Here is a 14283-nt window from a genome sequence, read left to right on the forward strand (position 1 = left end):
AGATTGGTAGAAAGAACCCTTTATCAGAAAATATACATCCAAAAGGAGATTTACAGATGGTAAAAGGCTTATATACAGCGTGGACAGGGATGTTGAACGAGCAAAATAGACTGGATGTCTTATCGAATAATTTAGCCAATACGAACACCGCAGGCTATAAAAAAGAAGGCACAACAGTGCATCCCTTTAAGCAGGAACTGGCGTATAAGATTAAAGATAAAACCACTGTAAACTATGCAGATGGCCTGGGATATATCAACGCCGGTGTCAAGATCGGGGAAAATTATGTTGATTATTCGCAGGGCTCTTTTAAGGTTACGGATAATGCGACAGATGTAGCACTGTCGGGAGATGGATTTTTTGCGATTGAATTTACAAGCAAAGATGGTGAAACGAGCATCAAGTACACTAGAGATGGTCAGTTCAAATTGACAACGGACGGTTATCTCGTAACGCAGGATGGAGATTATGTACTGAACCGTGCGGGAGCACTAGCTTCAAGAACCGGACAAGCCAGTTATATTCAGCTTGATCCGACACAGGAAATTTCCATCGATCAATTTGGAAACATTTATCAAAATGATCAGCTCGTTGCACAGATTGGAGTTGTGGATTTTGCAGATTATGATTATCTCGAGCGTTATGGAGAGAATATGTATAATCTTCTAGACGGTGGTGTTGTGCAGGCATCGGATGCGACTGTGGAGCAGGGCGCTGTGGAGATGTCTAATGTAGAGACTGTGTCGGAAATGGTAGAGATGATTACGATTCAAAGAGCCTATGAATCAAACCAGAAAGCAATTCAGACCATAGATGGTATGGTGGAGATTGCGGTGAATCAGGTAGGCAAATTATAGGAGGTAATCGGATATGATGAGAGCACTTTGGACTGCGGCATCCGGAATGATTTCGCAGCAGACGAACGTTGATACGATTGCAAATAATATTGCAAATGTCAATACAAATGGCTATAAAACACAAAGAGCAGAATTTAAATCGCTTTTGTATCAAACACTTCAGACGGAAACAACTTCAAGAAACGGAGAGACAAAACCGACATCTGCGCAGGTTGGACTTGGTACGAGAACGGCTTCCATTAATGCGATGTTTACGCAAGGAGCAATGGTCGCATCGGAAAGTGCAACCGCATTTGGAATCAGCGGAAGCGGATTCTTCCAGGTGCGCGGATATGATGGGGAATTATATTATACGAGAGACGGTGATTTTACCTGGTCCGTTGGAACAAATGGCATGGTGCTGACCACGGCAGATGGATATCCGGTGCTTAACAGCAATGGTAATCCAATCACCATACCGAATGGAATCTCAACGGAGAGCGTATCATTTGGTCAGGATGGTTCGATTTCTTACACAAATGCAGCCGGTAATCAGGTTACCTCGTATTTTGGACTTTATCAGTTTAATAATCCGACAGGACTTGAAAAGATGCAAGATAATCTGTATTCTGCAACAGCAGCTTCCGGAGCGGCAATGAATGAAGCAACAACAAATGGGCTCACAAGCAGTAAGATTTATGTAGGATATCTAGAAGGATCAAATGTACAGGTCGCAGATGAAATGGTAGATTTGATTGTAGCACAGCGAGCCTATGAGCTGAATTCAAAAGCAATTCAGACGGCAGATGATATGATGTCAACCGCAAATGAACTTAAGAGATAAGGGGGCGGACTAAATGGGTATTTCACTTGATTCTTTAACATCATTGTATTCAGGACAGGCGACAGATGCGAGCAGCACAACGAATGCACTTGAAAATGAACTGACGAATACGGATTATTCCAATTCGACATCGGAAGAGCTTATGGATGTATGCAAGCAGTTTGAAGCATACTTTCTAGAACAGATCTTTAAGGGGATGGAGGCAACTGTTCCTGAGACAGAATCGTCTTCAAACTCGATGTCCTCTTTGACCGATTATTATAAGGACATGACGATTCAGCAAGTCGCAAGTGATGCGACGGAGCAAGGAGATGGAGTTGGACTTGCCAAGATGCTGTATGAGCAGATGAAACGTAATTATGGAATAGAAGATTAGTTTAACTCAGTCGGAGAAATCCCCAACCTCTAAGCGTTAGCGTAGGAGTGAGTCTTGACGCAGAGCAAAAGATACGTTTTGTATTACAGATACTGATAACAATTGAATCCGCGATGCACTATGGGAATAGGGCATCGTGGGTTTTTTTATAGCAAAAAATGTTGTAGAATGACAATAACTAAGGACATGAGGTAAGGCAATTGGAAACGATTATAGGATATGTTGACCATATCATATGGAGAAATGAAGAAAATGGTTATACGGTATTAGCTTTGGTAAATGAAAACCGTGAAATGACCTGTGTGGGAAATTTTTCGATAATCTCAGAAGGGGAAAATTATGAGTTTCACGGAGAATATACGGATCATCCGACCTATGGGCGTCAGTTTAAGGTGACAGAATATATCAGTAAAGCACCGGAGGATCTTTTTTCCATGGAACGCTATCTTGGGTCCGGAGCTGTAAAAGGAATCGGTCAAGCATTGGCAGCTAGAATTGTAAAGCGATTTCGCGAAGATACATTTCGGATTATAGAAGAAGAGCCGGAACGTTTATCGGAGGTAAAAGGAATCAGCGAAAGAAAAGCAAGAGAGATTGCGCAGCAGATAGCGGAAAAAAGAGACCTTCGTTCGGCAATCATGTTTTTGCAAAAATATGGGATAACGCTTTCGCTCGCTATGAAAGTATATCACGAGTATGGGAATGAATTGTATCGCATCTTAAAAGAAAATCCCTATCGGTTGGCGGAGGATATATCCGGAGTCGGTTTTAAGATTGCAGATGAAATAGCTTCAAAGGCCGGGATAGAGGCGGATGCCGATTATCGGGTTCGATGCGGCATACAGTATGTACTTACGCAAGCGATGATGGACGGGCATACCTGTCTTCCGATAGAAATCCTGAAGGATAAGGCACATAAGCTCCTCGGAGTGAGAAAAGAGCTGATGGAAAAACATATCATGGATCTGGTAGTTGATCGGAAAGTGTATATCAAAGAGGAAGACGATGGGCAAGGTGGCATACAAAAACGCGTCTATGGAGCGCCTATTTACTACAAGGAACTGAATATCGCGGCAATGCTGCGTGATTTGAATGTAGTTGCAAATGTTGATGAGGCGGAAGTGGAAAAAGGAATTGCAGAGGTTGAAAAGCATAATGGGATTAGCCTTGCGGATAAACAAAGGCGAGCTGTGCTTGAGGCATCTAGACGAGGCGTGCTTATTGTGACGGGAGGTCCCGGAACGGGGAAGACAACAACGATTAATTCGATTATTAAATTTTTTGAATTAGAAGGTCTTGATTTTTGTCTGGCAGCCCCAACAGGAAGAGCGGCTAAGCGAATGAGTGAAATGACCGGTTATGAAGCGAAGACAATTCATCGTTTGCTTGAGGTGAGTAAAGCGCCGCAGGAGGGGGAACAGTTTACTGGTGGATTTGAACGTAATGAGGATAATCCGCTAGAGTGGGATGCTGTTATTATTGATGAAGTGTCGATGGTGGATGTTTCGCTCATGTATGCGCTGCTTAAGGCTATTGTACCGGGTACAAGGCTGGTATTGGTGGGAGATGTAAATCAGCTTCCAAGTGTAGGACCGGGCAGTGTACTTCAAGATATCATTTCATCGGAAGAATACGAGGTTGTCATGCTCGATGAAATTTTCAGACAGGCTCAGGAAAGTGACATCATTGTGAATGCGCATAAAATTAACCGTGGCGAGAAGGTTGTGGCAGATAATAAAAGTAAAGACTTTTTCTTGCTTCAAAGGGATGACGCCGACAAGATTATTAACGTGTGTTTGCAATTAATCATTGAAAAGATGCCTAAGTATGTGGATGCCAATCCATATGAGATTCAACTTTTGACACCGATGCGAAAGGGAAAACTGGGCGTTGAGAATCTTAACCGCGTGCTACAACATTTTCTAAATCCAAAGGATTCTGTGAAGGCAGAATATGAGTCTGGCGATGTTATCTTTCGGGAGGGAGATAAGGTGATGCAGACGAAGAATAATTATCAGATGGAGTGGGAAATCCTTGGGAAATCCGGCTTTGCGGTGGAAAAAGGTCTGGGGATTTTCAATGGAGACATTGGAGTAATCAAAAGCATTGACGATTATATGGAATGTATGACGATTATGTTTGAGGATGGTAAGATTGTAAATTATCCGCTAAAGCAGGCATCTGAGTTGGAACATGCCTACGCAATCACGATTCATAAATCGCAGGGAAGTGAGTATCCGGCGGTGGTCATTCCGCTTCTTGGCGGTCCGCAGATGCTGATGAATCGTAATTTGCTTTATACGGCAGTGACCAGAGCAAGAAAATGCGTCACGATTGTGGGAAGTGAGCAGACATTTTCTTCCATGATTGCAAATGAATCTGAGGCAAAAAGATATACGGGACTTCGGTCACGGATTAAAGAATTAGGAAATTAACTCAGTCGGAGAAATCCCCCACCTCTAAGCGTTAGCGTAGGTGGGGGGTATGACAAACTATACTCAGTCGGGGTACAAGCTCCGACTGAGTTAAACGCTCCGCGAGGATGCACACGGATTCGGACAGGAATTTGTCTGCTGAAGCAGACCCGAATCCGGCGCGCAAGACTCGCGAGCGAGTCTTGATGAAATGGGGGGGATTGCTTGAACAAGCTAAGCTTGGTTATGAAAGTGCTAAAGACAGTGGTGTTTCCGCCGAAATGTCCTGTATGCGACAAGGTAATTATGGGAGATGCAAGGGCGTATGCAAGAGGAGAAGGAATACGAATCTGCAAAGGATGTGCAAAAAAATTAAAATGGATTCAGCAGCCTTATTGCACATGTTGTGGCAAGCCGGTTCGCAATGAGCGTATACAAGAATGCGGTGACTGCCAAAGAAAGAAACATTTTTTTGATGAAACACGAAGTCTTTGGGTGTATGAGGGCGAAGCGCGTAAAATATTAGAGCGCTTTAAGTATTTTGGCCGACGAGACTATGGCGAGCTGATTGGAAAAGAATTGGCAAGAATTTACGGAGGATGGCTTAGGAAACGGGGAGTGGATCTTATTGTGCCGATTCCGGTTTCGAAAAAAAGGATGCGTCAAAGGGAATATAATCAGGCGGCGCTGATTGCACGTGTTGTTGCAAGGGAAACGGGCATAGCTTATAAGGAAAATCTTCTAGGCAGAAGAGTGGAAACTTTGCCCCAGAAGAATTTAAATAGTATAGAAAGAAAAAAGAATCTCGAAAATGCTTTTTTTCTTCGAGAAAATGATGTAATATTAAAGAAAGTAGTACTTATAGACGATATATATACTACAGGTAATACTATTGATACGGCGGCGCTAGTTTTGAAAAAGTCCGGAGCATGCAAAGTCTTTGCTCTTTGCGGTGGAATCGGAAAAAATTATTAACTATGGAGGATGGACATGGAAGTTAAAAATTGTAAAGAGTGCGGAAGATTATTTAATTGGATGAATGGCCCGAAGATTTGCCCTGCGTGTGTAAAAAAAGTGGAAGATAAATTCCAGGAAGTAAAAGAATACGTGCGTAACAATAAGGGAGCATCATTAGAACAGATTTCGGAAGACAATGATGTGGCAATTAAGCAGATCAAGCAGTGGGTACGAGAGGAAAGACTTGTTTTTGCAGAAGATTCTATGGTAGGGATTGACTGCGAATTGTGCGGAAAGATGATTCGTACAGGTAAGTATTGTAACGAATGTAAGGATAAGGTACAAAACAATCTGGCGACCGGTATCAAGCAGAAACCGAAAGTGGAACCGAAAAAGCCGGTAAAAGATAATCCTAGAATGAGATTCTTGGATAAATAAGAATGAGGCGGGGGAATTGATCCTCTGCCTTTTTTGGGATAATTGGAAATTGTTTTAGAATCCTTGAAAGTTAACTCAGTCTTGACAACTCCGCAGAATGTCGCGAGCGACATTCTTTTTTTAGTAACAGTCCAACCAGAGAATTTGCATTTGTACCCTTGTGTGCTATAATCACTATGTATGTGTATGCTCATTTGCATATTTGTATCTTAGACGGGGATGCTCTTGCTTTTTTGTAAAGTGAAGGCGAAGGCTGGTAGATTGTCCCCGGGCGGGATGCCGTCCTTGCTTTAAGAAGTGAGAATGGAATGCATTCGAGCATCTTTTTGAGTACTTGAAAGCAGGTTGCTTATGGTTGATGAAGAGAAATTAAAACAGATGACAAAACTTGCCATTTACGAAGAGGGCGAAGGGAAAAAAGCGTTAGAAATAAGTGAATATAATCGTTGGGATTATGTGACAATGCAGATGGTCAAGGGATGGATTTACTCGACCATTTCATTTGCTGCATTGGCAGGAGGCGAACTTGTATATAAGGATTTTGCACTGCTGGATGATTTTGTAGATGGAGTGGCGCCTGTTTTAATAAAACTAATACTTCATTATCTTGTGTTGGAAGTGATTTATCAGGTGATTTGCTTTTTCGTTTATAACATACGATATACACGTGCAGAAAAAGGGAAAAGGCGATATTACGGATTGCTGAGCCGACTGGTTAGATATTACGGTAAAGAAGACGATGAGTAATTCATTGTTTAGGGGGTTTTATGGCAGCTTTACTGGAACTTCGAGATCGAATAGAAGGATTTTGTGAAGAATACGAAACGTTTGTAAAGATGATGACACGTTTTGTGTTGGCTTTTATTACGTTTTTGTTAATTAATATAAATATTGGATATATGAGCTCGTTGCATCATGTCTGGATTATTGTAGGATTGGCAGTAGTATGTGCTTTTTTGCCGGTTAATTTTACAATTTTTGTGGCAGCGGTATTTGTGGTTGTGCATTTGTATGCACTTTCGTCAGAACTGGCAATGTTTACGATTGTTTTGTTTTTTATGTCATTGCTTTTGTATTTTCGATTTGTTCCCAAAGATGGATACCTGGCTTTGGTAACCGTCTTATTAGCTACAATTGGGGTGCCTTATGTGGTGGTATATATTGCGGGACTTCGTAAGAACCTGATGTCGCTGATTGCAATCTTGACGGGGATGGTGTATTACTATTTCTTAAAAGGAGTTCGAGAATCAGCAGCACTGTATCGGGCGGATGACACGACAAGTTTGGAAGTATTAAAGGCTTGTGTTAGTCAGCTGGTTCAAAATCAGGAAATGATTTTTGCCGGTTTGATATTTTTGTTATCGGCAATCATTATTTATGTAGTAGGAAGGCAAAGTTTTAATCATGCAAGAAATATTGCCCTTTCCATAGGTGTTATCATTAATGTTGCCGGAATGCTGATTTTTTATATGCTCACTTCGAATGTATCAAAGATTCCGGTGATGTGTATCGGACAGGCGATAGCGATTGTAATTGCGTTTTTGTTTTTGTATTTGACAAGGTCGCTCGATTATGCAAGGGTAGAGCGGGTGCAGTTTGAGGATGATGAATATTATTATTTTGTAAAGGCAATACCGAAACAGTCGGTGGCAAGAACACAGAAATTAATCAAACATTATAACACCGCAGAAAAAGAAGAGACGACAGAAAACGAAGAAAATGATGAAAGCGAAGAACACGAAGAAGAACTGACAGAGGCGCAAAGGAAAGCTTTGCGGGATCTGGCAGCAGAATTTGAAGATGGTTTATCGGAAAAAGAGGATCATCTTAATTAAAAATTAAGAAGTCATACACAAAAAATTTTGATAAAAGAAGTAATCTATAAGATGGATTTGTGATAGAAAGGAGGAATGAGATGCACTCGATTATATCTAATGCACTGGCGTTTAAGAATAATTATTTGTTTTGGATTGATTTTCCATCCATGACAGTGAAAGACATTATTGAGATTGCAATTATTGCATTCCTTTTTTATCACGTAATTGTATGGATGAAAAATACGCGTGCCTGGGCTCTTTTAAAAGGCTTGTTGGTTGTACTGATTTTTATCTTGTTTGCAGCAATGTTTCAGATGAGTACCATCTTATGGCTGGCGGGTAAAGTGCTGAATTTTGCAGTGATTGCGCTTTTGGTTATCTTTGCACCGGAACTAAGAAGAGCGCTAGAGACGCTAGGAAGAAAGCGATTTATAACATCGATATTTAATTCGGATTTCTTTAAGACAAATGATGAGAGATTTACAGAAAAAACAATGAATGATCTGGTGCGCGCATGCTTTGACATGGGGAAGGTGAAAACCGGAGCGTTGATTGTTGTAGAGCAGAACAATAAACTGACGGAGTATGAAAGAACAGGTATTACGCTTGATAGTGTTATTTCCTATCAGCTTCTTGTTAATATATTTGAGCACAATACACCATTGCACGATGGTGCGATTATTGTGCGAGAGAATCGTATTATAGCAGCAACTTGTTATCTGCCGTTATCTGAGAATATGCAGTTGAGCAAAGAACTTGGGACGAGACATCGAGCCGCTGTTGGAATCAGTGAAGTTAGCGATTCTTTGACGATTGTCGTATCGGAAGAAACGGGACAGGTATCAATTGCGCATCATGGAAAGATTGAGCGAGATATCGATCCGGAATATTTGCGCAGTGAGTTAAAGAATATCAATACCAATACGACGGAGAATCTTAGAACCGGTCTCTTTCAAAAGCAAAGGAGGTCGGAAGAATGAAGACAGTCTGGAAAGTAATTACAAATAATTGGGGACTTAAGATACTTGCGATTATTCTTGCGGTGATCTTTTGGATGATAGTGGTCAATATTAATGATCCGCAAACGACAAAACAGTTTACCGCAGAAGTAACGGTGGAGAATGAGGATGTTATTACGGACATGGGAAAAGTATATGAAGTCCTAAATGACAGTGATGTATGTGTATTCACGGTAACGGCTCCACGTTCCGTGGTGGAGCAGCTAAGCAGTTCTGACTTTACTGTAACAGCGGATATGGGACAGATTGAAGGTCTTTCGCTAGTGCCGATTGAGGTGACAGCGAATCGTTATGCAAATCAGATTACGATTAATAAGACAACGCAGAATATGCAAGTTAGTGTTGAAGATGCAATGACAAAACAGTTTGTAATCGATGCAAGTGCAACCGGAACACCGGAAGATGGTTATGCGGTTGGTTCTGTTTCCGCGTCGCCAAATGTAATAACGGTAACCGGTGCAGAATCGATTGTGTCGGAAATTAATTCTGTAGTAGCCACAATCAGTGTGGAAGGAATGTCAGAAAATATTAAGGATAAAGTAGCGTTGGTCTTCTACGATAAAGATGGAAATGAAATCAGTAGTGATAATCTTACGCTTTCCCGTGAGAAAGTAACGGTAAAGGCAGAAATTGTAGAACAAAAGTCGGTGCCGATTACGATTGAACCGGAAGGAACGCCGGCTGATGGATATGAGGTGACATCGGTTCTATGCTCGCCGGAGTCGGTTGGCGTACAAGGTGATGAGGAAATATTATCGACATTATCGGAGATTGTATTACCGTCGAGCCTTCTTGATGTGACGGGTGCGGATGAAGATCAATCTGTACAGGTTGATATTACGGAATATCTTCCGGATGGAGTAAGCTTGACGGATGATAAGGAAAAGACGGTTACAATTGCTGTGACGATTGAAAAAATCGCCACAAAGACATATTCGGTATCGACAAAGAACCTATCTGTATTGAATCTTGCAGATGGCCTGGAAAGTACATTTGCTAAGAGTACGGTTAAAATAAAACTAATGGGTAATGAAACAGATCTAGAAGCTTTGACGGCCGGGGATATAACAGGAACGGTTGATGCATCGGGACTTGGAGAAGGGGAATATAAACTTACAATCCAGCTAAGTCTTGATGAGGAAAAATATACGGTGAGTGGTTCGCCGACAGTATCAATCACAATTACTTCGCAGAGTACGGAATCGGAGAGTGAAGAGGATTCAAACCAGGATTCATCAGGAGACTCCGATACGAATACGAGCGAATAGAAATTGGTGGAGGAAATTATGCTAAGCCAGAAGGTAACAATAATTAATACAACAGGTCTGCATCTTAGACCTGCAGGAATCATGTGTGATGTCGCACAGAAATTTAAATCAAAAATCACATTTCAGCATAAGTCGTCTATTGCAAATGCAAAAAGTGTACTGAGCGTACTTGCAGCTTGTGTAAAATGTGGTGACGAAATTGAGATCTGCTGCGAGGGAGTCGATGAAGTCGAAGCGATGAAAGCGATGATTGAACTCGTGGAATCGGGAATGGGTGAAAAAGCCTGACAATTTACTGAATATATTAAGACAGAATGGAGATAGAAAATGATGAATTACAAAAAATATGAAAAGTCTCCGGTTATTACGCTTCCGGATAGACAGTGGCCGAACAGGGAAATTGAAAAAGCGCCAATCTGGTGCAGCGTTGATCTTAGAGATGGAAACCAGGCCCTGATTGAGCCGATGAACGTTGAAGAAAAAATGGAAATGTTCCAATTGCTGATTGATTTGGGATTTAAAGAAATAGAAATCGGATTTCCGGCAGCTTCGCAGATTGAATATGATTTTTTGCGTGAGCTTGTTCGCGAGAACATGATTCCGGATGATGTAACCGTGCAGGTGTTGACACAGTGTAGGGAGCATCTCATCCGCAGAACGTTCGAAGCAATCGAAGGTATCAAAAATGTAGTGGTTCATATTTATAATTCTACTTCGGTAATCCAAAGAAAAGTTGTATTTCATATGGAAAAAGAAGAAATCAAGCAGATTGCCATTGACGGAACAAAGCTTGTAAGAGAACTTGCAGCTGACTTTGATGGAAATATTACGCTCGAATATTCTCCGGAAAGTTTTATGGGAACGGAATTGGAATTTTCACTTGATATCTGCACTGCGGTGCAAGATGCATGGGATCATTTTAATGATAATCCAATTATATTTAATCTTCCTTTGACGGTAGAAATGAATACACCGAATGTTTATGCCGATCAGATTGAATGGATGGATCGTCATTTTAAAGAAAGAGAAAATATTATCATCAGTATCCATCCGCATAATGATAGAGGTACCGGGGTGGCATCTACAGAACTTGCACTGTTAGCCGGTGCGGACAGAGTAGAAGGAACTTTGTTCGGAAATGGGGAAAGAACAGGTAATGTGGATATTCTTACGGTTGCGTATAATATGTTTTCACAGGGCGTTGATCCGGAATTAAATATTGATAATGTAAAGAAAATTGCAGAGGTATATGAGCGCTGCTGTAAAATGGAAATACCGATGCGACATCCGTATGCCGGACAGCTGGTATTTACCGCATTTTCCGGTTCTCATCAGGATGCAATTAATAAAGGAAAACAGTATCTAGAAGAACATGATTGCAAGATTTGGGATGTGCCATATCTGCCAATCGATCCTGCGGATATCGGAAGAGAGTACGAGCCGGTTGTACGAATCAACAGCCAGTCGGGAAAAGGCGGCGTAGCCTTTATTATGGATATGAATTTTGGTTACAAGTTGCCTAAGAGTATGCATCGTGAATTTGCGGATGTTATCCAAAAGATTTCTGAGAAGAAGGGCGGAGAGGTTTCTCCACAAGAAATTAAGAAAGCATTTGATAAAGAATATTTGGATCAGAACACACCATTTACATTTGGCAGAGTTAAGGTTGAAGATGTTGGAGAACATGACGCACATGCCAAATTGGAATTTTCCTATAAAGGCGAGAACATGGTTTCAGAGGCGGTCGGCAACGGTCCGTTAAATGCCGTTAAGGAAGCGATTGCCAAAAAGGTAGATGTCAACGTAAGAGTGCTGGATTATACAGAACATGCGCTTAGTGCAGGTTCTGAAGCAAAGGCAGCAGCTTATATTCATCTAAAAGATCTGAATTCCGGAAAGGATACCTTTGGTGTAGGACTGAGTTCTAATATTACAAGAGCATCTGTACGTGCTTTGTTTAGTGCGTTGAACCGATTGAGTGAGAAATAGTATGGATGAAAGAAGAAGAAATGATGACGTAAAAGCATCAATACGAAAACTGGAAGCCATTATAGAAATCGCGGCACTGGCCCTCTTGTTTTTCCTTGTATGGCGCGGATTCTATCGAGTAGAAGGACATCTTTTTCACGGACGTGGAAAGTATGTTCTTCTTGGGGTGTATGCCCTGCTGACAATCATTTTGTTCTACTACAGCGAGGGATTTAAGTTTGGTTATTTAAGATTGACCGATGTTGTGATCTCGCAATGGGTAGCGCTGGTGATTGTTAATTTTATTACATATTTTCAGTTGTCGCTTATGATTAACAAGATGATCAATCCGCTTCCGCTTGTAGGAATGACATTTCTTGGGATGGCGATATGTCTTGTGATGTCATATATATTTTCCGTGATTTACCATAGGTTATATGTCCCCAGAAATATGGTGCTTATCTATGGCGATATTAAGGCGGTGTCAATCAAACTCAAGCTCGATACCCGTTCTGACAAATATCGGATTACGCGAATGGTTTCCACAGAGGAAGGTCTTGAGAAGATCTGTCGCATTATCGATGAGCATGATGCAGTTGTAATCAATGATGTACACGCAGAAATGCGAAACGATATTATGAAGTATTGTTATAAAACGTGTACAAGAGCTTATATTGTTCCGAAAATTTCGGATATTATCAATCGAGGAGCAAAAGATATTAATCTTTTTGACACTCCGCTTTTGCTGGTAAAAGGAACCGGTCTTACGAGAGCACAATCGGCAGGAAAGCGAATCTTCGATTTGATATTTTCAATAATTGCGTTGATACCGGGACTGCCAATTATGTTGATTGTGGCAATTGCCATCAAACTTGACGATCATGGGCCTGTCTTTTATCGACAGGATCGTGTGACGAAAGATGGAAAAGTATTTGCTATCTTGAAGTTTAGAAGTATGGTTGTAGATGCGGAAAAGGACGGAAAGTCCAGACCTGCAACGCAAAACGATCCAAGAATTACGAGAGTCGGAAAAATAATCAGAGCTTCAAGATTGGATGAACTTCCCCAGGTTCTTAATATCTTTAAAGGGGATATGAGCTGGTGTGGACCTCGTCCGGAGCGTTGTGAACATGTGGAAAAATATACGAAACTGATTCCGGAGTTTGTATATCGAAGTAAAGTGAAGGGCGGCTTGACAGGTTATGCCCAAATCTACGGAAAGTATAATACTTCAGCCTATGACAAATTGAGGCTGGATCTTATGTATATTGAGAATTATTCCATTCTTACTGATCTTAAACTGATGCTGATGACAATCAAAATCATGTTCAAGAAAGAGTCAACGGAAGGATTTGACAAGGTTGTGGATGAACAGGTGCTCAAAGAACTTGTAGAGCATAATGAAGGAAAGAATACGATAGTAAATAAAGCAAAGATACATGAGTAAATCGTTCCGGAATAAAAGTTGTTTTCTTAAAAAAAAAGTGTTAAAGTGTCAATAATGCAATAAAAAAGAAGAATTCCTGGAAAGGAGCATATCGGAATATGAATCAAAATAACGTATATGCAGTAATCCTGGCGGGAGGTAACGGGACTCGTATGGGAGCAGTATCGAAACCAAAACAGTTTCTTTTGCTTGGCAAAAAGCCGATTCTTGTCCATACGGTAGAAAAGTTTTTCTCCAATAAGTTGATTGATACGATTATTGTTTTGACACCGAAACAGTGGATGGATTATACAAAAGAGTTGTTGGCAACATATTTTCCTCAGGGCGATCGGTTGCAGGTGATAGAAGGTGGCGCGCAACGAAATGAGACGATTATGAATGCAATTGCATTTATCGAAAGCGAGTATGGTATGAATGAGCAAACGGTAATTGTAACTCATGATGCTGCGCGACCTTTTGTAACGGGGAGAATTATTATGGAAAATATTGCAAGCATGGAGTCTTTTGATGCATGTGCAACAGCGGTTGCGGCGACAGATACCATTATGCGCAGCAACAAGGAAGGTAGATTTATTGAACAAATTCCGGATAGAAGATATATGTATCAGCAACAAACACCTCAGACATTTAAGGCGCAGAAATTAAAGGAGCAATATGATGCGCTTTCTTTTGAAGAAAAAGATTCTTTGACCGATGCGTGTAAGATTATGGTTTTGTCCGGGGAAAATGTTTGTATAGTAGAAGGCGAACGGGAGAATATAAAAATCACTTATCCGCTTGACCTTAAAGTGGCAGAGGTTATACTAGAACAACAGGTATAAGGTAACTGGATAGGGGAGTTGGCAAAAAGTGTGAGAGAAGAATATAGGTGAAAAGCAAGGGGATAACTTTAGTAGTTG

Annotated in this window: 14 protein-coding genes; all 14 read left to right on the forward strand. The window is 41.0% G+C overall.

Annotated elements, in window-relative coordinates:
- Window positions 1-56 precede the first annotated feature (56 nt).
- Window positions 57-857, forward strand: a complete 801-nt coding sequence (gene flgF / locus BLS20_RS02165; RefSeq protein WP_090171720.1) for a flagellar basal-body rod protein FlgF — start codon at window positions 57-59, stop codon at window positions 855-857.
- Between the two features lie 13 nt (window positions 858-870).
- Complete coding sequence (locus BLS20_RS02170) at window positions 871-1680, forward strand: flagellar hook-basal body protein (protein ID WP_090171722.1); 810 nt, start codon at window positions 871-873, stop codon at window positions 1678-1680.
- A gap of 13 nt (window positions 1681-1693) precedes the next feature.
- Window positions 1694-2056: a rod-binding protein gene (locus BLS20_RS02175; protein ID WP_090171724.1), complete on the forward strand. Its 363-nt coding sequence runs from the start codon at window positions 1694-1696 to the stop codon at window positions 2054-2056.
- Window positions 2057-2256: 200 nt separating this feature from the next.
- Window positions 2257-4491, forward strand: a complete 2235-nt coding sequence (recD2, locus tag BLS20_RS02180) for an SF1B family DNA helicase RecD2 (RefSeq protein WP_090171726.1) — start codon at window positions 2257-2259, stop codon at window positions 4489-4491.
- Window positions 4492-4695: 204 nt separating this feature from the next.
- Window positions 4696-5445, forward strand: a complete 750-nt coding sequence (locus BLS20_RS02185) for a ComF family protein (RefSeq protein ID WP_090171728.1) — start codon at window positions 4696-4698, stop codon at window positions 5443-5445.
- 15 nt (window positions 5446-5460) lie between these two features.
- Window positions 5461-5865 carry a flagellar protein gene (locus tag BLS20_RS02190; protein ID WP_176762253.1) on the forward strand — a complete coding sequence of 135 codons (405 nt, stop codon included), beginning with the start codon at window positions 5461-5463 and terminating at the stop codon, window positions 5863-5865.
- A 351-nt stretch (window positions 5866-6216) separates the two neighbouring features.
- Window positions 6217-6612: a hypothetical protein gene (locus BLS20_RS02195; RefSeq protein WP_090171732.1), complete on the forward strand. Its 396-nt coding sequence runs from the start codon at window positions 6217-6219 to the stop codon at window positions 6610-6612.
- A 20-nt stretch (window positions 6613-6632) separates the two neighbouring features.
- Entirely contained in the window at window positions 6633-7700 is a 1068-nt protein-coding gene (locus BLS20_RS02200) for a hypothetical protein (protein WP_090171734.1), read from the forward strand.
- Between the two features lie 80 nt (window positions 7701-7780).
- Window positions 7781-8662: a diadenylate cyclase CdaA gene (cdaA, locus tag BLS20_RS02205; protein ID WP_090171736.1), complete on the forward strand. Its 882-nt coding sequence runs from the start codon at window positions 7781-7783 to the stop codon at window positions 8660-8662.
- Window positions 8659-9969, forward strand: coding sequence for a CdaR family protein (locus tag BLS20_RS02210; protein ID WP_090171738.1), 1311 nt, complete (start codon window positions 8659-8661; stop codon window positions 9967-9969). Before cdaA ends, BLS20_RS02210 begins: the two co-directional genes overlap by 4 nt.
- Before the next feature lie 18 nt (window positions 9970-9987).
- Window positions 9988-10257 (forward strand): HPr family phosphocarrier protein, encoded by a 270-nt coding sequence (locus BLS20_RS02215; RefSeq protein WP_090171740.1) that lies wholly within the window; start codon window positions 9988-9990, stop codon window positions 10255-10257.
- Between the two features lie 39 nt (window positions 10258-10296).
- Window positions 10297-11958, forward strand: a complete 1662-nt coding sequence (leuA, locus tag BLS20_RS02220; RefSeq protein ID WP_090171742.1) for a 2-isopropylmalate synthase — start codon at window positions 10297-10299, stop codon at window positions 11956-11958.
- A 1-nt stretch (window position 11959) separates the two neighbouring features.
- Window positions 11960-13384 (forward strand): sugar transferase, encoded by a 1425-nt coding sequence (locus tag BLS20_RS02225; protein ID WP_090171744.1) that lies wholly within the window; start codon window positions 11960-11962, stop codon window positions 13382-13384.
- Window positions 13385-13482: 98 nt separating this feature from the next.
- The gene (locus BLS20_RS02230) at window positions 13483-14205 is read left to right on the forward strand and encodes an IspD/TarI family cytidylyltransferase (RefSeq protein ID WP_090171746.1); all 723 of its coding nucleotides are present in this window, start codon (window positions 13483-13485) and stop codon (window positions 14203-14205) included.
- Window positions 14206-14283: the final 78 nt, after the last annotated feature.

Source organism: Eubacterium oxidoreducens (assembly GCF_900104415.1).
GTDB lineage: Bacteria > Bacillota > Clostridia > Lachnospirales > Lachnospiraceae > Eubacterium_C > Eubacterium_C oxidoreducens.